This window comes from Clostridium sp. DL-VIII (assembly GCF_000230835.1).
GTDB lineage: Bacteria > Bacillota > Clostridia > Clostridiales > Clostridiaceae > Clostridium.
In genome coordinates this window covers 5,989,103-6,013,887 of record NZ_CM001240.1, presented here as the reverse complement: position 1 = coordinate 6,013,887, position 24,785 = coordinate 5,989,103, and the positions used below count along the sequence as shown (strand labels likewise).

The 24,785-nt window shown below is 28.4% G+C and carries 18 protein-coding genes; 17 read left to right on the top strand and 1 reads right to left on the bottom strand.

Annotation, left to right across the window (positions count from 1 at the left end; genetic code table 11):
* The first annotated feature begins 22 nt into the window (after nt 1–22).
* The 4 genes from CDLVIII_RS27285 (at nt 23) to CDLVIII_RS27270 (ending at nt 5,554) form a co-directional block, all read left to right on the top strand.
* Nucleotides 23–1,480 carry a 6-phospho-beta-glucosidase gene (locus CDLVIII_RS27285; protein WP_009172720.1) on the top strand — a complete coding sequence of 486 codons (1,458 nt, stop codon included), beginning with the start codon at nt 23–25 and terminating at the stop codon, nt 1,478–1,480.
* Nucleotides 1,481–1,770: 290 nt separating this feature from the next.
* Nucleotides 1,771–3,183: a glycoside hydrolase family 1 protein gene (locus tag CDLVIII_RS27280; RefSeq protein WP_009172719.1), complete on the top strand. Its 1,413-nt coding sequence runs from the start codon at nt 1,771–1,773 to the stop codon at nt 3,181–3,183.
* A 508-nt stretch (nt 3,184–3,691) separates the two neighbouring features.
* Entirely contained in the window at nt 3,692–4,432 is a 741-nt protein-coding gene (locus CDLVIII_RS27275; RefSeq protein WP_009172718.1) for a site-2 protease family protein, read from the top strand.
* Between the two features lie 390 nt (nt 4,433–4,822).
* Complete coding sequence (locus CDLVIII_RS27270) at nt 4,823–5,554, top strand: MurR/RpiR family transcriptional regulator (RefSeq protein ID WP_009172717.1); 732 nt, start codon at nt 4,823–4,825, stop codon at nt 5,552–5,554.
* Between the two features lie 47 nt (nt 5,555–5,601).
* Here the strand turns inward: CDLVIII_RS27270 and CDLVIII_RS27265 are convergent, their stop codons facing one another.
* The gene (locus CDLVIII_RS27265) at nt 5,602–8,292 is read right to left on the bottom strand and encodes a sigma-54-dependent transcriptional regulator (protein ID WP_009172716.1); all 2,691 of its coding nucleotides are present in this window, start codon (nt 8,290–8,292) and stop codon (nt 5,602–5,604) included.
* Between the two features lie 428 nt (nt 8,293–8,720).
* On the opposite strand from CDLVIII_RS27265, the gene CDLVIII_RS27260 reads away from it, so the two are divergent.
* The 13 genes from CDLVIII_RS27260 (at nt 8,721) to CDLVIII_RS27200 (ending at nt 24,674) form a co-directional block, all read left to right on the top strand.
* Nucleotides 8,721–9,041, top strand: a complete 321-nt coding sequence (locus CDLVIII_RS27260; protein ID WP_009172715.1) for a PTS lactose/cellobiose transporter subunit IIA — start codon at nt 8,721–8,723, stop codon at nt 9,039–9,041.
* A gap of 213 nt (nt 9,042–9,254) precedes the next feature.
* On the top strand, nt 9,255–9,563 hold the full coding sequence (locus CDLVIII_RS27255; protein WP_009172714.1) for a PTS sugar transporter subunit IIB: 309 nt from the start codon (nt 9,255–9,257) through the stop codon (nt 9,561–9,563).
* A 210-nt stretch (nt 9,564–9,773) separates the two neighbouring features.
* Nucleotides 9,774–11,111: a PTS sugar transporter subunit IIC gene (locus tag CDLVIII_RS27250; RefSeq protein WP_009172713.1), complete on the top strand. Its 1,338-nt coding sequence runs from the start codon at nt 9,774–9,776 to the stop codon at nt 11,109–11,111.
* Between the two features lie 381 nt (nt 11,112–11,492).
* Nucleotides 11,493–12,221: a response regulator transcription factor gene (locus CDLVIII_RS27245; protein ID WP_035301952.1), complete on the top strand. Its 729-nt coding sequence runs from the start codon at nt 11,493–11,495 to the stop codon at nt 12,219–12,221.
* 25 nt (nt 12,222–12,246) lie between these two features.
* The gene (locus CDLVIII_RS27240) at nt 12,247–13,650 is read left to right on the top strand and encodes a HAMP domain-containing sensor histidine kinase (protein ID WP_009172711.1); all 1,404 of its coding nucleotides are present in this window, start codon (nt 12,247–12,249) and stop codon (nt 13,648–13,650) included.
* A gap of 177 nt (nt 13,651–13,827) precedes the next feature.
* Complete coding sequence (locus CDLVIII_RS27235; RefSeq protein ID WP_009172710.1) at nt 13,828–14,862, top strand: cell wall-binding protein; 1,035 nt, start codon at nt 13,828–13,830, stop codon at nt 14,860–14,862.
* 158 nt (nt 14,863–15,020) lie between these two features.
* Nucleotides 15,021–16,748, top strand: coding sequence for a hypothetical protein (locus CDLVIII_RS27230; RefSeq protein WP_009172709.1), 1,728 nt, complete (start codon nt 15,021–15,023; stop codon nt 16,746–16,748).
* A gap of 306 nt (nt 16,749–17,054) precedes the next feature.
* Complete coding sequence (locus CDLVIII_RS27225; protein ID WP_009172708.1) at nt 17,055–17,939, top strand: glycosyltransferase family 2 protein; 885 nt, start codon at nt 17,055–17,057, stop codon at nt 17,937–17,939.
* Between the two features lie 105 nt (nt 17,940–18,044).
* Nucleotides 18,045–19,031, top strand: coding sequence for a glycosyltransferase family 2 protein (locus CDLVIII_RS27220; protein ID WP_009172707.1), 987 nt, complete (start codon nt 18,045–18,047; stop codon nt 19,029–19,031).
* A gap of 108 nt (nt 19,032–19,139) precedes the next feature.
* Entirely contained in the window at nt 19,140–19,997 is an 858-nt protein-coding gene (locus CDLVIII_RS27215) for a LicD family protein (RefSeq protein WP_009172706.1), read from the top strand.
* A gap of 125 nt (nt 19,998–20,122) precedes the next feature.
* Nucleotides 20,123–21,106 (top strand): glycosyltransferase family 2 protein, encoded by a 984-nt coding sequence (locus CDLVIII_RS27210; protein WP_009172705.1) that lies wholly within the window; start codon nt 20,123–20,125, stop codon nt 21,104–21,106.
* 200 nt (nt 21,107–21,306) lie between these two features.
* Nucleotides 21,307–23,172, top strand: a complete 1,866-nt coding sequence (locus CDLVIII_RS27205; RefSeq protein WP_009172704.1) for a nucleoside-diphosphate sugar epimerase/dehydratase — start codon at nt 21,307–21,309, stop codon at nt 23,170–23,172.
* 2 nt (nt 23,173–23,174) lie between these two features.
* Nucleotides 23,175–24,674: an O-antigen ligase family protein gene (locus tag CDLVIII_RS27200; RefSeq protein WP_009172703.1), complete on the top strand. Its 1,500-nt coding sequence runs from the start codon at nt 23,175–23,177 to the stop codon at nt 24,672–24,674.
* Nucleotides 24,675–24,785: the final 111 nt, after the last annotated feature.

Below are 24,785 nucleotides of genomic sequence, written 5' to 3'. Positions count from 1 at the left end.
AAATAGAATAGGAGTGGTTAAATTGAATAACAAAGTTAATGTTTTGCCTGAAGATTTTTTATGGGGAGGAGCAACAGCTGCAAATCAATTTGAAGGTGGATATAAAGAAGGTGGGAAAGGTCTTAGCACAGCTGATGTTATGACAGGAGGAACACATACAACACCAAGAAGAATAACTCCGGAATTAGAAGAAGGAACATATTATCCAAGTCATGAAGCTATAGATTTTTATCATCATTATAAAGAGGATATAAAGTTATTTTCAGAAATGGGTTTTAAAGTTTTTAGAATGTCTATAAATTGGAGTAGAATCTTTCCAAATGGAGATGATTTAGAGCCAAGTGAGGCAGGATTGAAGTTTTATGATGAGGTTTTCGCAGAATTAAAGAAATATAACATTGAACCATTAGTTACAATTTCTCATTATGAAACACCTTTTGGATTAACTAAAAAGTATAATGGATGGGCAGGCAGAGAAGTTATTGATTGCTATGTTAGATACTGTGAGACCATCTTTAAAAGGTATAAAGATGTAGTAAAATATTGGCTGACTTTTAATGAAATAAATATTTTAACTACACCCTTTGGAGCCTTTATGGGTGGCGGAATTTTATTAGATGAAAGTAGTGAAGTTTCCTTTAGTAAGGAAGTTGGAGACAGTAAGCAAATAAGATATCAGGCACTTCATCATCAATTTATAGCTAGCGCCAAGGCTGTTAAGCTAGGTCATGAAATTAACAAAGATTTTAAAATTGGCTGTATGATCGCATACATGACAGCATATCCGTATACTTGTAATCCAGAAGATGTATTTTTAGCCCAAGAAAGAGATAATTTAAACAATTTCTTATGTTCGGATGTACAGGTAAGAGGAGCTTATCCAGGCTTTGCAAAGAGATTTTTTAGAGATAATAACATTGAAATAAAAATGGAAGAAAATGATGAAGAGATTTTAAAGGAAGGCTGTGTGGATTTCTATACATTTAGTTATTATATGTCAAACTGCGCAAGCACAGATCAGGAATTAGAAAAAACATCAGGAAATATTCTAGGAGGAGTAAAGAATCCTTATCTTAAAGCAAGTGACTGGGGATGGCAGATTGATCCAAAAGGTTTAAGATGGACATTGAATAATATTTACAACAGATACCAAATTCCTCTAATGGTTGTGGAAAATGGATTGGGTGCTGTGGATGAAGTTGAAGAAGATGGATCAATAAATGATAATTATAGAATTGATTATTTAAGAGCACATATAGAAGAAATGAAGGAAGCAGTAAAAGATGGCGTTGAATTAATAGGATATACTCCATGGGGATGTATTGATTTAGTAAGCGCATCAACAGGAGAAATGAAAAAAAGATATGGCTTTATCTATGTTAATAAAGACAATGATGGAAATGGAGACTTAAGCAGATCAAGAAAGAAGAGCTTCTACTGGTATAAAAAAGTCATTGAAAGTAATGGGGAAGAACTTTAGGCAAGTGCACAATTTATGTTATTTAGGATATCCTGTGGACAACTTTTAGCTGACAGTTGATAAAAGACATCCATAGATATTCGTTAAAAAAATATATATTGCAATTCGCAATGTACAGTTTACAATTAATAATTATTGAAGAAATCCTGTAAGGATTTCAACTGTAATTGTCAATTGTACATTGTAGATTTTTAATTGCAACATATATAGATTGAAAATTTTAAAATATATTTGCATGTAATAAGTTAAATTCATATTTGCTTATTCATGCATACAATGGAGGTTTAAATATGTTTCATAAAAAGTTAAAAGATTTTCCAAAGGATTTCTTATGGGGGGCTTCAACATCCGCTTATCAGGTGGAAGGAGCTTATGATGAAGATGGAAAGGGATTATCAGTTCAGGATACAAAAGATCCAGTTCCAGGAACACCAGATTTTAAAGTATCTAGTGATCACTATCATCATTATAAAGAAGATGTGGCACTATTTGCAGAAATGGGCTTTAAAACTTATCGTTTCTCGATTTCATGGGCTAGAATAATGCCAAATGGTGTAGGAGAAGTAAATCCTAAGGGAATAGAATTTTATAATAATTTAATCGATGAGTTATTATCATATGGAATAGAACCACTAATAACTATGTATCACTTTGATTTACCAGATGAGCTTCAAAAAGAAGGCGGTTGGTCTAATAGAAAAACAGCAGATGCATTTGTTAACTATGCAAAGGTCTTATTTGAGAATTTTGGAGATAAAGTTAAGTACTGGCTTACAATAAACGAGCAGAATATGATGATACTTCATGGAGGCGCAATTGGAACTGTAAATGATGGAGTGAAAAATATTGAAAAAGAATTATATAAACAAAATCATCACATGCTCCTTGCACAAGCTCAAGTAATGAAATTGTGCCATAAGATGTGTCCAAAGAGCAAAATAGGACCAGCTCCAAACATAAGCTCTATATATCCAGCAAGTTCAAGAGCTGAAGATGTCTTAGCTGCAAGTAATCTGTCTTCTATAAGAAATTGGTTGTATTTAGACATGGCTGTACATGGTAGATATAATCCAATAGCATGGAACTACATGGTTGAAAAGGGAATTGAACCAATAATTGAAGAAGGAGATATGGAAATCTTAAAAGGAGCAAATCCTGATTTTATAGCATTTAATTATTATTGTACAGGAACAGCTGCTGAAAGTAAGATTAATGATAAGGAAGCTTCTACTCAAGAGGGAGATCAGCAGATTGCAATGGGGGATTTAGGAGTTTACAAAGGAGTTTCTAATCCAAATTTAGAAAAAACTCAGTTTGGATGGGAAATCGATCCTATAGGCTTTAGAAATACCTTAAGAGAAGTATATGAAAGATATAATTTACCTATTATCATAACTGAAAATGGCTTAGGAGCGTATGATACTGTTGAAGAAAATGATACTATAAATGATGATTATAGAATAGATTATTTAAGGAAACACATAGAGCAGGCAAGACTTGCTATAACTGACGGAGTAGATTTAATTGGATATTGCCCATGGTCAGCAATAGATCTCATAAGTACTCATCAGGGTTTTAAGAAGAGGTATGGATTTATCTATGTAAACAGAGATGAATTTGATCTTAAGGATTTAAGAAGAATAAGAAAGAAGAGTTTCTTCTGGTATAAAAAAGTTATTGAAACTAATGGGGAAGAACTTTAAGATTTAAAATAAATAATAGTTTTGCACTTAAAATTATGTGGTGACTTACTGGAATCACATGTATATTTGTTTAATTAACTAGCTTCAATAGCTTATTTTCAAATGCTGACTACTTATAATTAAAATACAGAAGTTTGGTATCTACAATAGATATATATATGTATAATAGAGTAATTTCATATATATATCTTTTTTCTTTGTCTGAATATACGCTTAAGTTTAGCAAATATTGAACATGCATTTTAGATCTTGGATATGTTTCAAGGTATTGTTTAAAATGGATGCTTATTAAAAAATAGATTATAATGTAGACAGGATAATGTTTAGGAGATAGAATCATGTCAAATTCTAAGTCTATATTAAATTATATTGAAAACTTATTATCATATCAGAAAGAACAAATACTATAAGCTTTAGAAGAAATTCTTATCTTAGGTTTGCAAGTAAGTTAAGCAGAATCTCAAAGTTTTAAAAGGATAAGACATCTAGATAGGAGGCAAAGTGCATTATGGAGAAAGAAAATAATGAAAATTTAATTAAGAAATTAGGTATAAAAAAATTTACATTAAATATTTTAATAGTTTCTTTAATAATTTTAGTATTGGGATTGGCTATAAGTTTTAAATATTCAGTAGGATATTTATTTATTCTTATGATTCATGAATTGGGTCATTATATTACAGCAAAATTTTTAAAGATAAATGTTGTTTTTGGAGGATTTACGCCTGTTGGAGCATATATAGTTCATGGAAGTACTAAAAATTGTAGGGAAAATGCACTTATTGCAATGGGAGGACCGGTATTTGGGGGCATACTTGGGCTCATTTACTATATAGTTTACTATGTTACAGGAGATTATACATTTTTAGTATTAACGCTTACTTCAATAATGTTAAATTTAGTAAACTTAATACCTGTAAGACCTCTTGATGGTGGTCAGATAGTTGAAGCGATATCTCCTATTCTATGCTATATTGGATTTCCATTTTTAATATATTTGTTTATATCTGTAAGTAAATTAAAGAGTAGGATATTATTGATTTTTATTATGATAGCAGGTATTTATCAAACATATAATTTTACTATAAAATACAGAAGTGATTCCTATTATAAACTGGATAAATATAGTAGGATAAAGTTTATAATTATATATAGTATATTGGTTCTATCCTTAGCAGTCAGTGCAATATACCTGTATAATATATTTGATTATAAAGATATATTTAAAAGCATTTCTCGATTTAAATAATTATATGTCAAATGAAAAATTATAAATAGATAATTTCAACTGTGATTTTTCATTAAATTTCAATATTATATCAAATATAGCCTAAATTTTAAGGTGAGTAGAGAATTTGGTGATACATATGTTTTGCCCTTTTTAGTGTAGAAAATGTTTACTTTATGATATATTATTTATATAGGTAACACTAAAGAACTATTGTATTAATTGTAATTTTTTAGCTTATGCTACACTTAGAATAGTTACAAGTGATAAGAGGAAAGGGATAAGCTAATGATGAAATTGCTCATTTTGGGGAGATTTCTAAAATACATTTTTTGAAAAGCCAGAGCTTTTTCTTCCTCAACAGTTAACTATGAATTGTTAACTGCAAACTGATTAACGGAGTGATGATATATGTTTAATTATGAAATTATTCAAAGTCTGAACGATTTAGAATTATTGTTATACAGATATATAATGAAAAATGCAGAAAAAGTTGTTTACATGAGAATTAGGGAACTATCCGATGAGGCACATGTATCAACGACTACCATATTGAGATTTTGCAAAAAGGTCAATTGTGAAGGCTACTCAGAATTTAAAGTAAAACTAAAAATGCATATACAGAAAAATGAAGAAAATAAAATAAGTGATGATACATCCATAATAATTGATTTTTTTAGAAAATTGGACAATAGCGAATTAGACAGGAAACTCAATGTTGTTTGTGATTTTATTAAAGAGGCGAGAAATGTTATATTTATAGGAACAGGAACCTCTGGAATATTGTGCAAATATGCTGCAAGATATTTCTCTTCAATAGGCAGATTTGCAATGTATATAGATGACCCGTATTTCCCAAGAAATTATAAAATGTATGAAGAATCTGTAATAATTGCAATATCAGTTTCTGGTGAAACACCTACAGTTATTGATCACATAAGTAATTTAAAAAGAGAATATAGTACAGTTATAAGCATAACTAATAGTGAAAATTGCACAATAGCTAAAATATCTGATCTTAACATATCTTATTATGTGCAACGAGAAAAGATAGGGATCAGCGACATAACTACTCAAATACCGGTATTATACATAATAGAAAGCATTGGAAAAAGACTGCATAATAAAGTCTTAGAAAATTAAAATCAGCCATGTTTATAAAGGTAAACATGGCTGATTTTAACTATATATTATTTGAGCTTATCTGCAAGTGTAGGTTCTGTGTTTAACAGAAGATTCATTAAATAACAAATCTCATCATCTATTATATTTATATTATATTTAATATTTATAAAGTTAAGATTTTCTCTTACTATATTGTATAAATTAATATTTTCCTTAATAAAAGCGTCTTTATTAGGATAAACAGCCGGATTATCATCATTTCTAAGCCTTCCAACGACAAAGGATAAATGAAGAATAATACCAACAGTATTTTCGTCTGATAATTTAATAGATAGTTTTTCTTGTAATGTATTTAATAAGTTTGTTACATCTTTAAATAACTCAGCACCATCAATATTGTAAATATTTTCTTTTATTATCTTAGGTAAATTAAGCATAGTGTTTTTGGAATCAATAGCAGCCTGAAGCTCTTTTAGTACGTCCATATTAAATACTTCATACATAGCGTATTGTTTTATAGGTGAATTTACAGGAAAAGAAGAAACTATAAACAATATCTCATTATGCTTTTGAAGATTAATAATTTTTTGTTTGAAGTAATTTTTGTCAAGGCAATTTAAGCATACAATTTCAAAGTAGTCACTATTTAATCTAAGATTGCTAAGTAAAAAGTTTTTGATAGCAATGGCAGCACCCTCTCCTGTTAAGCAGGCTGTTATAATCAATATCTTATCTTGATTTTCAGATACATTATTTATATTTTTATGTATTTCTACATAAGAATTAACCATAAGCACATCGTTATAAATATCATCTAAAGAAGATCCGATTAATGCTTTTCTTGTAGCTTCTAATACATGCAAAGTTGAAACAAGAGATATTACTTTAATATCTACATTAAATTCTTTTTTTATAACATCTGCAAATGTAGTTAAAGAACCCATATCAACTAATAAGAGATAGCCTGCAGAAGTAGGATTATCTTGTATACATATTTTTAAGCTTTCTAAAACTTTTGATGGAGCAACATCAACAGGCGCATTTATAGGAATTACATAATCTTCACCTAAAAGTTTCCCAGCAACATCAGCCATTGAAGTTGCTGTAGATTCTCCGTGAGCAATAAGTATAACTTTTACTTTATCTTGAGACACATCATTAAAAGTATTATCTGGTATCAAAAAGAGGGTTAAGTAACCAGCTTCATCTATTGGAATTGATTTACTAATGTGGTTTTCAATAAGTTCCTTTACCTCAAGGGCTATGGCAAATTCTGCCGGATAAAGTTCTTTAATCTTGTTTAAATTAGTATTAATTATTATCTTATCGCTTTTTATCCTATTTATTAACGTATTAATGTGCAAAGCAAAAGCAGTGTAAAGATTGTTATCAAAGATTATAGGAAGTCTTTTGGTAATGTGAGTTATTATTTCATCAAGACAGCCTAATGTACTTTCATCAATTATTGTTAACAAGTTTTGTCTATTTATTTCTTTAGGTACTTCGGAGTTATTTTTATTAAAATGTTTTGCGATATCTTTCTCAAGAATATTTTCAATATCAATATTAGAGATATCCAGAGACTTGAGTTTTTCAAGTTTATTTTCTATAAAATCATAGATTGTATTATCACTATTATTGAATATGGTATTTGTATCTTCATTAGAGCCGTTAAATCTAAAATACTCGATTTCCTCACTCATAAGTTTATTCCATAAAACCCTATGTTCCTTTTCTTTATAAAGACCTTCCTTAATATAAGGGGGTAATATTTTACTATGAATTCTTACATCTTTTTTAACATTAGTTAGAAATTCTGAATAAGCTTTTGCACAAAGAAGCTGAACATCACTTTTTAGTTGACCTATATTGTTAGGACAATCATAGGAGAGGAGAGCCCTAAGAGAATTTAAGGAGGCATAAATGTCTTTATTTATACGAATACTTTCATGTTTAAAAAAGTTTTTGATTAAAAATAAGCGCTCATCTAAAGTTCTGTCTTTAAGAGAAGGAATATTAATTACAATTGGAATTCTTCTAGTAAAAGTATTTAGTAAGGCAGAGTTTGGATCTTCTGTGGTAGCTGAAATTATTAAAACATCTGATTTTCTAGTTTCAGAATCACCAATTCTCCTAAAGGTACCACTATCCAAAAATACAAAAAGAGCTTCCTGGCCTTCAGGAGGAAGTCTATGAATTTCATCTAAGAATAAAATTCCGCCATCTGCCTGTTCGATTAATCCAGTTTTATCAGCTTCAGCACCTGTATAAGCACCTTTTTTTACACCAAAAAGCTGCGAGGTAAGCAATTGAGGATTATTACTATAATCAGCACAATTAAACACTATAAATGGAGAATCAGCAGATTTTACGTTCATTTCTACAGCGTAATTGTGCATTAAAGAAGCAAACATAGATTTACCAACACCAGTACTACCTAGTATTAAGCAATTCATGCCCTTAGGTGGATATAATATAGCAGCTTTGGCTTGCTCGACACAATCTTTAAGTGAAACATTATGCTCTGCTAATAAATCCAACTGAGACTTTTTACTTGTAACCTTATTCTCTGAAAGAAAAAATAGTACTGGCCTAGTAGAAGATTTGAATAATTTACCTTCTTTGCAAAGTTCGTTTAATTCATGACTCAAATTTGCTCTGGACATATTAATTAATGTTGATAGTGTTTGAGTATCTATACCATCTGAAAGGTTTAATTGGAGCAGTTTTTGGTAAACTAAATCTTTTTTTGTCATTGATATCCTCCTATTATAATCAGTATTTACATTAGTATATATTAATTTAATATTTTCTATATTTCAATGAAAATGATATCATAAATTTATTAATTGAGTCAAATAACAATTGCTATAGTGTTTGATAGTGTTTAAAATAAAGAATAAACACTATATTTATAATATCAAACACTAGAAATTTATAATAAACAGTTAATTTAAATCAATAGATGAGTATAAAATAGTAAAAAAATAATATATAAAAAAATAATAAAAATGCAAAGTGTGAAACATATTGAAATTAAAAGGTTTTCATCCGCTAAAGAGATATATATAATATAAAAAATAATAAAATATATTGAAAATTTTTAGTGATTTTTAGTGTTTGGCATAGGTGTTGCTATATATAATGGCATAAAGCAATAAAAGCATAAACAGGAGGCGAGAAGATGGATCAATTAGAAATGGCAATTATGAATATTATAATTAACGCAGGAGATTGCAAGAATCATGCTTATATGGCTCTTAATATGGTAAACGAAGGAAAGTATGAAGATGTTGAGAAAGAATTGGAATTAGCTAATGAAGCTTTAGGTAAAGCACATGATGCTCAAACAGATATGCTTCAAAAGGAAGCTGCTGGAGAAAAAATAGAGTTATCAGTTTTATTTGTTCATGCGCAAGACCATTTAATGACAGCTATATCAGAAAAAAATTTAATTGAACAAATTATTGATTTAAGAAAAGTTGTAAACACGTTATTAAAATAATAGTAAATGAAGAGAAAACGATACAAGCTAGGCAATGTTAAATAGTAAATATAATATATGTATTTCAATTCGAAATGTACGTTTTACAATTAACAATTGTTGAAGAAATCCTGTAAGGATTTTAATCATAATTGTCAATTGTATATTATAAATTTTTAATTGTAACATATATAAAAGTATAATATATTTTTAAATATTTAGGAGGAGAGTATTATGATAACAATAAAATTATTCTGTGCATCAGGAATGTCTACAAGTGTTTTGGTTAATAAAATGAAAGATGCAGCAAAAAGCAAAGGGATAGAAGCAGAAATAGTGGCTTTTCCAGAAGCACAAATGGATAGACATCTAGACAGTATGGATGTTGCTTTACTTGGACCACAAGTTGGATATACTTTAGGAAAAGCAAAGAAACTTTGTGAACCAAAAGGAATTCCTGTAGAAGTAATACCAATGGTTGATTATGGAATGATGAATGGAGCTAAAGTTTTAGATTTAGCATTAAAGTTGGCTCAAAAATAAAAAACAATGTTGATTTATGAAATGTGAAAATAACTTAATTGATAAATAAATATTAAAGTACAGTTTGCCTTATTAAGATTAAAGCAAACTTATAAGAACTAAGTAAACGATTATAAAATATTGGAAATTGTTAAAATTTATTAACGGTAATAATAGCAAATTTATTATTTGTAATTATTCATAAATATAATTTTAAGGGGGAAAAGTATTATGTCAGTCAATCAAACATTAAACGAAAAAGTAGTACCAGCGGTAATGAAATTCGTCAATTTAAAAGGACTGCAAGCATTAAAAGATGGTATACTATTTACCTTACCATTGAATATTGTTGGATCCATTTTCTTATTAATTGCCGCATTTCCATGGAAACCATTTACAGATTTTATGACTGGAATTTTCGGACCAAGTTGGAATGAGCCATTATATAAAGTACAACATGGTACAATGGGAATTATGGCACTAGTGGCCGTTATTGGTATTGCCTATATCTATGCAAAGAATGAGGGCGTTGAACCTTTTTCATGTGCTGTAATTTCATTAGCCGTATTCATGATTGTTACCAATGAATATACTATGTTTGCAGCAGATCCATCTGCAACTCCAATTAAAGTTGGAGGAGTCCTTTCGCAAGATTGGATGGGTGGTAAAGGTATGATCACTGCAATTATTATAAGTTTAGTCGTTGGAGCCATTTATTCTGCATTAATAAATAAAAATATTACCATAAAAATGCCAGAGGGTGTTCCTCAAGGAGTTGTTAATGGTTTTGCAGCTTTAATTCCAGCTGCTATTATATTCACAGGTGCATGTGTTATATATGCTGTGCTTGAGTTTGTATTTAATACTTCTTTTTCAGAACTTATATACAAAGTTGTTCAAACACCATTACAAGCAGCATCAGATTCTCCATTTGGAGCAATTCTTATCGCTTTTGCGGTACCATTCTTATGGTTCTTTGGAATACATGGAGGTGTAACAGTAAGTGGAGTTGTAACTGCTTTGTTACAAGCTAATACTGCAGATAATGCGAATTTACAAGCAGCAGGAACATTAGATCTTGCTCATGGAGCTCATATAGTAACTCAACAATTTTATGATAACTTTATTAACTTGACAGGTAGTGGTCAAACACTTGCATTTACAATACTATTAGTAGTTTTTGCAAAATCTGCTCAATACAAACAATTAGGTAGATTAGCATTGCCAGCCAATATATTTAATATCAATGAGCCAATATTATTTGGTACTCCAGTAGTATTAAATCCAATGATGGCTGTTCCATTTATATTTACACCAGTGATAAATGCAATATTACTTTATGTTGCAATTTCATCACATATACTTGCTCCAATGGGTGGAGCTATGCCACCTTGGACAGTACCAACTATATTCTCAGGTTTCATAATTGGTGGTCCAAGTTATGCTATAGCACAATTTGTATTCTTAATAACTTCAGCTTTGATTTACTTCCCATTCTTCAAGAAAGTAGATGCTATGGCATTTGCAGATGAATTAGCTGCACAGCATGGGAAAGGCGTAGAAGCTTAGTAAGTTTATTATAAAATAATTAAAAATTAAATATAGTTTGCATAGCAAGCTAATGAAGTAGCCCTTTTATTAACAATTTAAAAATATATTTAAACTAAAGATTTCAATGAATTAAGATTGAAGCTCGATATTTGTACTGTAGTATGAATGTCGGGCTTCTTTCTTGCTTTAATTTTATTTGAAAATAATTTTATGCACAAGAGAAGTATTTATTTAACAATTATGTAATAAGTTTAATTTATAATTATGGAAGGAGATTCATTGAGTTTTAATGTGACTTATTATGATTAAAATTCAGTATGATATAATTGGTTTAAAGTGAATTAAATTACTCAAGTGTAATTAATTGCATTTGAGTAATGAACAGTGTGAGGGGGAAGTATATTGAAAAAGAGAATATTAGTAGTAGAAGATGAATTTTCAATTAATGATACTTTGAAATTCGCTCTTTTAAAGGAAAACTTTGAAGTAATAGGAGCATACAATGGGAAAAGTGCTTTGAAACTTCTTGAGGAATTTAAACCTCATTTAGTTTTGTTGGATATAATGCTTCCTGACATAAATGGTTTTGAATTATGCAAGGTAATGAACCAGAAATGTTATGTAGTTATGCTTACTGCAAGGGATGATGTGATTGATAAAATATTAGGAATGGAAATTGGAGCTGATGATTACATAACAAAGCCATTTGAGATAAGAGAAGTTATAGCACGAATAAATGCTATTTTTAGAAGGGCACGTAAAAATGTTTTAGATAATAAAAATATAAGTGTTAAAGAAAATGTTTTGGAATGTAATGAAAATAATGATGTTAAGAATAATTTTACGAAAGATGAAATTTCTATTAATTTTGATAGAAGAACAGTGCTGAAAGATGGAAAGGAAATCATGTTAAAGAAAAAAGAATTTGATTTATTAAGTTATTTGTATAAGAATAGAGGAATTGTTTTTACAAGGCAGCAGCTTTTAAATGAGGTTTGGGGATATGACTATTATGGTGATACTAGAACCGTTGATGTACATATTAGGAGAGTGAGAGCAAATCTTGGAGATGATAAGGAGAATCCAGTTGTAGAAACAGTTTTTGGTGTAGGATATATGGTAAGATAAAACCTTAAGTTAGGAAGTGAAAAATATGCTTAAAACACTAAAAGGAAAAATAATGATAGGAATTATTTTTTCTCTCATTATTTTTAATTTGGGGTTAAGTATTTTTATATATAATACTTTTTATACAAATATAAAAAATAATATTAAAGATGATATGGATAGTATCAGAAAGTTTAGTATAAGCACTTTAAAATATAGTGCTATGGTTATTGAAGATGATAGCAAGGTAAAAAACAAAACTGTTTATGAAGTTAACAGTAATTACGATTGTTATGTAGGATTATATGATTTGAACAATAATCCAATAGATTATAAAGGCAATACATTATTTGAAGATAGCATTAATAATATTCTGAAGGATTCTGAGGGAAAAAGTTCAATAATAATGTTTAATATTAAAAACGGACTAATTTGTACATATGTATATCCTGTTTATCTTAATGGAAAATATGATTCTAGTTTAGTTCTACAAAAAAGCTATGATGATTACTATAATAACATTAAAAGTACTATGACCAGCATAATAGCTGCACAAATTGTTCTTTTAATGGTCATAATAGGCGCTTTAAATTATTTCATAAATAAAATAATAAGCCCTTTAAAAAAGCTTAGTGTTGAGATGAAAAAATATGGAGAAGGAAAAGAAGTTGATAGGATTTTAGTAAAAGCTAAAGATGAAATAGGACAAGTTACTAAGTCTTTTAATGAAATGATTGAGGAAAAGAAAAAATTAGAGAATATATCAAAAAACTTTTTTAATAATGCAACTCATGAGCTTAAGACTCCAGTTACTTCGATATATGGGTATGTTCAAATACTAAAAGAAGAAGATTTAAATAACATGGATGAAGAATTTAAAAAAAGAGCTGTCAATAGAATAATGCTGGAATGTGGAAAGTTAAAAGAACTTATACAAAAGCTTCTTGAAATTTCTAGGGGCAGTGTTAGAAAAAAGGATATAAAGCAAGAGGTGAAGCTTAATATATTAATTAAAGAGATATGTGATAGATTAATTGATAGAAGCAGGCGATTAAATAAAGAGTTTATTATTAATATAGATGAAATTACTATAATGGCTGTGAAAGAAGATATTGAGCATATAATTTTAAATTTAATTGATAATGCTTTAAAATACTCTAAAGGTAAAAAAATATATATTTCTCTAAATAAATTTGAAAAAAGTAAAGATAAGTTTATATTTGAAATAAAAAATAAAATTACTGCAATACCTAAAAATATTTCTGAAAATTTATTAGAGCCATTTGTCAAATATAATGAATTTGATGGAAACTTAGAGGATAGTATTTCAAGTTCTGGATTGGGTCTGTATTTATGTAATGATCTAGCTCAAAAGAATATGCTTACTTTAAGTTATGAAATAAGAGATAATCAAATCTCTTTCTATTTATTAAACCAGAATTTTTATTAAGATATTACAATGGTGTTACAAAATTATTAAATGAGTGATAGATGTTAAAGAGATACTACAATAACATTACAAAAATGTAAAAAGCATTGAATGTATCCAGAATGAGTATATTATGGATGTTGTACCAAATGTACAAGTTAAATATTTATTATTGTTTATATGAGGAGGAATAAATTAATGAAGAAAAAAGTATTAAATCAATTAATTGCATCAGTTTTAGTTTGTGGAAGTATTTTAGCAGCGGGGATTGCACCGGCAAATGCAGAAGTGAAAAGTCAAACAGGAATGGTTACAGAAGATGGTAAGACATACCTTTATAATGGATTAGGCCAAAAAGAAACAGGTTGGGTTAATATTAGTAATAAATGGTACTATTTTAATGAGAATGGTGAAATGCAAAAAAATACAACTTTAAAGATAAATGACAAAAATTTTAAATTTGATGAAAATGGAATAGCACTTAACGAAAATGGAACTCAAGTTAGTGACAATGTAACTGATAAAGCGGAGGAAGACTTAAATAAATATGGAGCACATATTAAAATTAAAAATGGGAAAATTTACTATTGCAACGCCTCGGATCAAGAAACAGGATGGGTTTGTGATGTAGATGGTAAAATGTATTACTATAATGAAAAAGGTGAAATGCAAAAAAATACAACCGTTAAAGATCTTACTGGTAAAGAAGTAAAGCTCAATGAAAAGGGGGTAGTTGTAGGTGAGCATGGATATGATCTCATTGATGGAGAAGAAGTTACTTACGATAGCTCCGAAGCTTATAAAGAGAGTCATAAGCAGTGGAAAAAGGTGGGTAATGATTGGTATTATTACTTTGGAGACCAAGGAATTAAAATTGTTGACAGCTGGCAAAAAGATAATGGACTATTTTACTACTTTAACAAAGAAGGAAAAATGCAAAAAAGTACAACAGTTAAAAGTGAGAAAGGTAATGATTGTATATTAAATGCAGATGGAGCATTAATTAATAAAAGCACACCAGACATTACATTTGATGATGATAATTATGAGTGGAAACAGGTAGATGGAAATTGGTATTATATGAATTCTGATGGGGATAAAGAGAAAGGATGGATTCAAGATAATGGTAAGTGGTATTATTGCAATAAAGATGGTATAATGCAAAAAAATACAACTATAATAGACCAGGATATTAAATATGTCTTAGGTACAGATGGTGCTTGGATTAAATAATATCTGCAATACAATTAAGTTTTTAATTTAACAATTATGTAATAAGTTTGCCTTATAATTATTTCTATTGAATTAATTTAGAAAGTAATTATAAGGCTGCTCTGATTTATTTTAGATTACTATTTTATTTATATGTGTATTGTGCTGGGAGGGGAAAGATGAAAAAAATATTTAGTTTGATAGCTTTATTAGCAGTTATATTTTCTTGTATTTGTATGTATTATCGTGATTACATAAAGAAAGGTCATGAAGAGGTTGAAGTTTTAAATACAGATGTCAGCATTAATAATATAAAAAGTATTATTGATATAAAAGATGAAATTGATGATGCTTATGAAGAAGTTCCGCTAGGGTATAACAATGGAAATATATATCTAATAAAATACGACTCAATTAACAAAAAATTATATAATAATAATATTTTCATTTTAAATAAAGATGGAAGTACAAAAGAATGTGAAATTAAATTACCAGATAACTACTCAAATTGCGAGCTAAGTATTTATGGAGATAAGATTTTTGGAAAGGATGGATATTTTAATTGGCAATCTGGAAAGGAATATAAACTACTTGCCGATGAAAATGATGAGTTAAGTACAAGTTGGTATCCTGTTTCCGGAAACGTTGATTATTATTTATGTGTAGAAAATAGCTCTCAGAGTAAAAAATACATATTATATAATATTAACAGTAATGAAGAATATAAATTCGAGTGTAATATTGATAGTGACGATGTTATTAATGGAATATTTTATGATGACATATCAAAAAAATTTTATGTGATTTGTCCAAATAATGTGGTAAAAGAAATAAATTTTGCTGAAAGTAATTTTACCTTAGAAAAATATGATGATATGAAAGTTAATGATAAGGATCATGAGGTTAAAAATGAAAAGCTTCCTAATAATTCTTTAAATTATACATATTGTTTAGAAGGCGAGGCATACACAGGGGTAGATTATAATGATAAATATCAGGACAGTATTAATATTAATCAATATGAGATAGCTGATAAATTTACAGAACAATTAAACAATATAACTTTATATGGATATGATAGTTTTTATAAAGAATATATATTAATTAAAAAAGATGATGATAAAAGTGGTAAAAAAATATATTTAGCCAAGCTTGAGAAAAAAGGATTTGATATGCTTATTGAAATACCCAAAATATATGGTGATGATAGTAAAATAAGCATTCATATGGTTGATTCACAAAATGTATTAGTAAAAGAAGAAAATTATGATAAAGAAAATAAAAAAATTAAAAACAGATATTTAGTTTATGATTTAGCTGAATATTTTCAGGATAACACAAATAAGTTAAAAAATGACAATGATAAATTAACGCTAAAAAATGCATATAAAAATATTAATGAATATACTGATTCTAATTCTAAAAACAAATTGAACGAAAATGAAGAAAACAAAAATTATCAAGAAGTTGAACAAGCTAAACCAACATTAAAAGATAATGATTCAAAAGAAAATGACAACAGCAAAGTTAATAGTACTAATACACAGGATAATGATTATAGGGAGCATGATTCATCGTGGAGAAAAGGAAATGGGGATTGGTATTATTATAAAGATAATGATGAAAAAGCTATAGGATGGTTAAAAACTGAAAGAGGCTGGTATTATTTTTATAAAGATGGGGTCATGCAAAAAGATGCAATTGTTGTCGGAAAGAATGGTAAAGAATATAAATTGGGGCATGATGGATTATTACTTAATCCAGATTCAGAGATAGATTATGATTATGATGCAGGTAAGGAAAAAAATAAAAAGAATAATGATGAAAGTACAAAAGATACCCATAATGTTAAGGAAGAGACTAATAATTCAAATGGAACTAAAGATAAAGAAGCATCTAAAAAATGATATTTATTTAGTACTTCATTATATAGCTGACAATAGAATTTATATAAGATGTTGAAATTAATGAACATTTACAAAATAGTTTAAGAAATAAAATAAAGCAAAAAGCTATTTCAAAATTAAAAATATTTTGGAATAGCTATTTCTGTTGTTTGGAAAGCCTTTAAGTGGTAAAATATATGTGTTTGAATATAAAAATCAATGATAATTTTTATGTTCAAGCGGTGGAGTGGTATTTCGATGAATTAAGGTTTTTATGAAAATTTTGTCGTGAAGCATACCACGCAAAAATATATGAGGTGATAAGTTATGGATAAGCCAATGGTAACTGTCTTAATGTCAGTATATAATGGTGAGAAATTCCTTAAAGAAGCAATTGAAAGTATACTAGATCAGACTTTTACTGGTTTTGAGTTTTTAATAATAAATGATGGCTCTACAGATAATAGTGTAAAAATAATTGAGTCATATAAAGACCCACGTATAAGACTAATTAATAATGAAAAAAATTTAAAGTTAATTGCATCCCTGAATAAAGGTATATCTCTTGCAAGAGGTAAATATATAGCAAGAATGGATTGTGATGACGTTTCCATGCCAGAGAGATTAGAAAAAGAGGTGGAGTTTTTAGAAAGTTCACCGGACTATGGATTGGTAGGAACTCATTATACTGTTATAGATGGTGAAGGAAAAGAGCAATATAATGTAAGTTATCCATCAAGTAATGAGTTAATTAAATTATTTTTATCATTAAATTGTCCTTTAGCCCATGGAAGTATAATGGGGAGAACTGAATTGTTTAAGAAGAATTTATATGGGAGTAAAGAATCCTATGCCGTTGAGGATTATGAATTATGGACAAGAATAGCTAAGATGACAAAAATTCATAACATTCCAGAATATTTATTTAAATATAGAGTATATGGAGAAAGTTTTTCTGATTCTAAAACTCAGTTAATGTATAATCAAACATTAGAACTTAGCAAAAAGCAATATATTAGTAATAAAAAAGAATATAAAGAATTAGTAAAAAGACAGATTTTAAGCGATTTATATAAGCAGGAAAAAGAAGAAACTGTAGAGTACATAAATAAGTGGATATTGAGCTTTGCAAAGAGATTTTTATATGTACGAGAATTTGGATATGCCTTAAAATTATACATTAAGCATGTAAAGATAAATAAACACAACTAGTTATGAGTTCTCAATAATGAGATATTAGATGTCGTCGAATTATAATTGATATTTATGGTAATAATCTTAAAAGTATTTAGCTTATGCGAATTTGGAGGCATTTATATGGATTATAAGGTTAGTATCATAATACCAGTTTATAAGGTTAGAAATAGGATTTTAAGGACTCTAGAATCGCTTAAATCTCAAAGCTTTAAAGATTTTGAAGTTTTATTTATTGATGATGGTTCACCAGATGACAGTAGTGAATTTGCCAATGACTACTTAAAAAATTCTGATGTTGTTTATAGAATAATAAAAAAAGAAAATGGTGGAGTTAGTTCAGCAAGAAATTTAGGAATTAAGGAAGCTAAAGGCGAGTATATTCAATTTTTAGATTCAGATGATTATATAGATGACAATATGCTTGAGAATTTATATAAAAAAGCAATTGATACAAATAGTGATGTGATTTATTCTGGCTATGTCTTTGAGGAGAGTAATGGGACAGAGATTTTAAATAATTTAGATGATTTAAAAGAAGGCCTATTTACTGGTAAAGAAGCAGCTCTTGGGCTTATATATGGTACTTCACATACTCATATTATGGCAAATTTATTTAAAAGGACACTTATAATTTCAAATGATATCAAATTTGATACTAATAGAAAATTTGCTGAGGATATAGCTTTTGAAATAAAAGCTTATTCATATGCTGAAAAAGTATATTGTTTAAAAAAAATATACTCTCATTATGTTAAATGGGAAGAATCTGTTATGAATAATATATCATTGAACTTTTTGGATATGTATTATTCAAATATCGAAACTTTAGAGTATTTGAAGAAAAGAGTTAATAATGTTGAACTTGAAAATGCAATGATTCATAGTAGAATTCCAAAATCTATCGTAAATGTTGTAGTGGCATTTGCTGTAAAACGAGAATTACATAATGAGATGTATAAATTTATAAAAAATCCAGATGTAAGAAAGTATCTATGTAAATATAAAATATATAAGCTGAAAAAAGATAGAATTAAGGATTTTATCTTAAGTAGGTTAATTTTATATAAGCCGGATATAGTTGAGAAATATTATAGCAAAAAAGTTTAAATAAGCTAAAAGTAAATTTAAAGTATTTCAAATAAAAAATAAAGATCAAATTTAGAAATTTCATTAACCTATAAGCAGTGGAAGAGTAGTAGGAAAGGAAAACAAGTAATGAAGGATAATAACTATACATACAATAAGGATGATTATGAAAATCTAGGATTAAGAGATGCTCAAATTATCATGGTAAAGATTTTAAAAAGCGTTCATGATGTATGTGAAAAACATGGACTAAGATATTTTTTAGATGCAGGCACATTAATTGGAGCTGTTAGACATAAGGGATTTATTCCATGGGATGATGATATTGATATTGGGATGCCAAGAGAAGATTTTAAAAAATTCTTGGAAATAGCTAAAAAAGAGCTTCCTGGATATTTATTTTTACAAACCTTTGAAACAGATGAATATTATGATGTATATCCTGTTCCATGTAAAGTTAGGTATAATGATACAATATTTCTAGAAGAAGGTGCAAACGAAAATTATAAAATGCATAATGGGATTTTTATAGATGTATTTCCATATGATAGTTTGCCTAAACATAATTTTGTGTATAAAATACAGCGAACGCTTAGCTACAACATACTGAAAAGCTTTAAGAGACTTAGAGATAAGCCTGAAAAATTAAGTTTTAAGAACAAGCTTACCTTTTCATTTTATAAATTAGTTGCAACTATGTTCCCAAATGAAAGACGATTAAGATTTTTTGATTTTTTAGTAAAATGGAACGATCCAAACTCAGAGTACATGGGATATGGAGTTGATACTTATTGGAGCGAGTATATTTATAAAAAGACGGATTATTTTGAATTAATTAAATTAGAATTTGAAGGAGAGCATTTTTATGCTCCTAAGAATTATGATGCTGTATTAACTCAATTATATGGAGATTATATGACTATGCCAAAGGAAGAAGACCGCGTATGGCATGCAAAGGAAATTAAAAAATTGAAAGTGAACAATTAGCTGTTTGATTTTATGTGGCAAAAATATGAAATTTTACTTAAGAAAAATGACTAAATATTGCATATCGTAAGCAATATTAGTATAATTCAAGAAGAAAGAATGAATTGTAAAGGTAGTGAATAATATTGATAAATGTATCTATAATTACTCCAGTTTATAATGTAGAAAGATGCATTGAAAAAACAATAAATTCTATCATAAATCAGAGTTCTAAGAGTTTTGAGCTTTTGCTTATAGATGATGGTTCAAAAGATAGGAGCATTGAAATAGCCGAAAAGTTACTTATAAATTCAGATGTAAATTATAGAATAATAAGCCAGAAAAACAGTGGAGTTAGTGCTGCAAGAAATAAAGGAATATCAGAGGCAAAAGGGGAATATGTATGCTTCTTAGATTCTGATGATTATATTCATGAAGATTACATAAAACTCATGTATCAAAAAGCAGCAGAATTTAAATATGATTTAGTTTTTTGTGATTATATTCAAGTAGATCCAAAAGATAACGTATTAGTTCCAAGTACAACTAGATTTTTAGAGCATGACATAAGTGGAAGGGAAGGCGCATTAAAGCAGTTGAATTGTGACATAACAATTGGGATGGGAAGTGCGTTATATAAAACTTCCATAATAAAGGAAAATGAAATATTTTTTGATAGCAGTAGAAAATATGCCGAAGATGTTGTGTTTACAGTTAAGTCATTACTAAAAATGAAAAAGATAATGTCTCTAAATAAAGCTCTAATGTTTTATGTTAGATGGGATTTATCAGTTACTAATTCAGTATCATTAAGACATCTTGATTGCTATTATTCGTATGTTGATTTATTGCAATACCTTGATTCACAGGGTGATTTTGAAGAAATAAAGAAGTTCCTTATAGAATATAAAATTCCATATGCAGTAAGTCATATTTTTTCTATGTTATCAAAAGATAAGCAATTTCATGGAGAGCTTCATGAATTTTTAAGTAAAAAGCATGTTAGAAATTATTTAAGAGCTTATAAAGTACAGAAAATTAATAAAAATTATATTAGGTATTTAATTCAATGTAAAGGAATATTATATTTTCCTAATATTTTATTGAAAGTTTTTGGGCATATGAAATAAAATAATAGTCTAGGATGTGAGGTGCATTTTGTAGCTAGTAGATAGTTATGCTACCTCATAGTTATGAATTATTAGGTGACCGCATTTTTATAGAGTAATAAAAAATAGACTAACCTTATTAAGGTATTATTTTTTAATATGACCTAGAAATAGAGTTTAAGATTTTAATAAAAATCTTTCCAGATAGGAGGAAAGTCAAATTGAGAAGTTGGAAAACATTAATAATTATGATTATTGATATGTTTATGGTTAATATGGCATACCTTTTTGCTATAAACATAACGAATAGTGGTGACTTTACAGAAATAGCAAGAATATATAGTCATGATTGTATAGTATTAAGTTTTGTTTACTTGATATGTTTCTATTTATTTAAAATGTATGAAAGTTTATGGCATTTAACTGGTACAGATGAATTTTTATTGGGTGTTGGAGGAAATATTTTAGCAGGTATAATATCTATTGGATATACTAGAAGTTCTTTGGGAAATACAGTTCCTTTAAATGTTTGTGTTGTTGGAATACTTTTAAGTATTTTTTTTGTATTAGGTTACAGAATTCTTTATAGAGTTTATAGAAGAACACTTTTGTACATACCGTTCAAGTATTCAGCTGACCAAAGAAGGGTAATGATAGTTGGAGCAGGTTCTGCTGGAACTATGATTATTAATGAAATGATGGCAAGAAGAGAACTTAAATATAATCCTATAGTTCTTATAGATGATGATAAAAATAAGATTGGTAAAAGAATATCAGGAGTAAAAATTGAAGGTAACAGATATGATATACCTTATATAGTAGGCGAGCAGGAGATTGACTTAATCGTAATCGCTATTCCATCATTAGATGCAAAGAATAAAGCAGAAATAATAGATATTTGTAAAAATACTAATTGCAAATTGCAGATAATACCTGGAATGTATGAGATATTAAGTGGGGACGCTACAGTCAGCAGAATTAAGGATGTTGACTTAGAAGATTTACTTGGGAGAGACCCGATTCAATTGGACAACAAGGGAATATCTCATTATATTGAAGGAAAAACGATATTAGTTACTGGAGGCGGTGGTTCAATAGGTTCAGAACTCTGCAGGCAGATAGCTATGTATAATCCTAAAAGGCTTATTATATTTGATATCTATGAGAATAACGCGTATGATATCCAAAATGAACTTAAGGAAGATTTTCCAGACATGAACCTTACTGTATTAATAGGTTCTGTTAGAGATAAAAAGAGAATTCATGAGGTATTTACTAGATATAGGATAAATGTTGTGTTCCATGCAGCCGCTCATAAGCATGTTCCATTAATGGAAGACAGCCCTAAGGAGGCTATTAAAAATAATGTGTTTGGAACATTAAATTTAGCTCAGGAAGCAAGTATCGCAAATGTTGAAAGATTTGTTATGATTTCAACAGACAAGGCTGTTAATCCAACAAATATAATGGGAGCTACTAAGAGATTATGTGAAATGATTATTCAGGCTATGGATAAGCAGTCTAAAACAGAGTTTGTAGCTGTTAGGTTTGGTAATGTGCTTGGAAGTAATGGCTCTGTTATACCTATATTTAAAAGACAAATTGCTCATGGGGGTCCAGTAACAGTAACTCATAAAAAGATTATTAGATATTTTATGTTGATTCCAGAAGCTGCTCAATTAGTGCTTCAAGCAGGTGCATTTGCTAAGGGTGGAGAAGTTTTTGTATTAGATATGGGGAAACCAGTTAAGATTTATGACTTAGCATGTGATTTGATTAAGCTTTCAGGTCTAGAACCTAATAGAGATATAAAAATTGTATTTACAGGGCTCAGACCAGGTGAAAAATTATATGAAGAGCTTTTAATGAGCGAAGAAGGTTTAGAAAATACCGTTCATAATAAGATATATGTTGGAAAGCCTACATTTGAAGATATGGATACTTTAAAGGAGAAGCTTGAACAACTACAAAGTTTATTAGAAGTTAATGATATAGGAGAAATTAAGCATCAAATGCAAAAAATTGTCCCAACATATCATTATAAAAATGAAGATGAAGTGGCTGCAGAAAATGCAGATAAGGAGTAGTTATGACTAGAGAAAATGTAATGAGAAGCATATTATTATTGATTATATTTGTTATTAGTGGTTTTTTAGGGATAGCAAGTGGAAATTATCTTATAGCTGGAATGTATATATTAACTGTGCTTATAGCAGTAATTCTTGTGGTTAGAGATACAGATTTATATAATGTGTTATATGGAGTACTTTTAGTATCTGCATTTTATGATTATTCACTATATGTTCCAGGAAGAGAAAATGTATATATGTTTCATATAGTTTTAGGCATATTTACGCTTGTATCGTTATATAAGGCATTTAAGGATAGAGAGGTTTTTATAAATATAGACAAGAAGATTCTAGCTATATATGCTATATGGTTTATTTATGCTTGTATTAGTATACTATGGGCATTAAATAGAAGTTTATCCATTAAGTACATAGCCATATACTTAATGATGTTTGCATTTATCGTTGATATGATGATTTACAATATAAATAAGGAAAGAATTAACAAGACTATAAATTTATTGTTATTATTAATCTCTTTAGTAGTTATCATTGGTTCTGTAGAAGTACTTGTGGGACAGCAATTGCCTATAAAGCACTACTATGATAGTTTTAAAGACAGCTTAGCACCTATATCTCTTAATACAATAAAAGCATGGCCAATAGTATTTTCATTTAATACAAATAATTTAGCAGCGGCTATTGCAGTATTACTACCAATTTGTTTCTATGGTATTTATAAAATTGATAATATTGCAGTTAAAATTTGGCTTGCATTAGTGTCATGGGCGGGTATTACTATAGTTACTATTACGACATCAAGAACTGGAATTTTTGCAGTAACCTTTGGGCTAATAGTATATGTGATTTATTCAATATTTAATATTAAAAAATTAGGTATTGGGAAAATGATTTTTCCAATAATATTAATAGTTGGATTAGTTATATCGTATAGATATAGTTATATGCTTGTTAAAATACAACCAGTGAATGATAAACAAATAGAAAATTTTAATGGACTTTCTGGTAAATTACATTCTCTAGAAGCATTAGATATTGAAGAAGGCGGAGCGGGATCTATAAATGTTAGAGGAACGATTATAAAGGATGTTTTAAGAGGAGTTCTACAAGATAAGAAATTCCTTGGATATGGGGTAGGTAATGTTGAACAATTTATAAGAAATCAAGGAAATACGGAAACAGTTTATAGTCCACATTGCTATCCAATAGAAATTCTAGGTGACTTTGGATTACCAGGTATAGTATTGTATGGAGTATATTATTTATACTTGCTTATAAGTAATTTAATTATTGGAATAAAGAAAAGAAGCATTATGTGTTTTGCAGCAGTTGCAGGTTTAATTGCCTTTGCACCAGCTAGTTTTGGTCCAAGTTCAATAACATATGTATTTTCATATTGGATATTAATTGGATTTTCAGTAGCATGTATACAAGTATATAGAAGAGAAAATAATGGATATAGATCAGCAAATTCAATAAAAGAGTATAAGATTATATAGTATTTATTGGTATGTGCTTTATTAAAAATAAAAGAATAGTCTTAATAACATAGAGAAAATAGAGACCAAACATTATCTCATGAGTTTTATTAAATTAAATTTATGATTAAC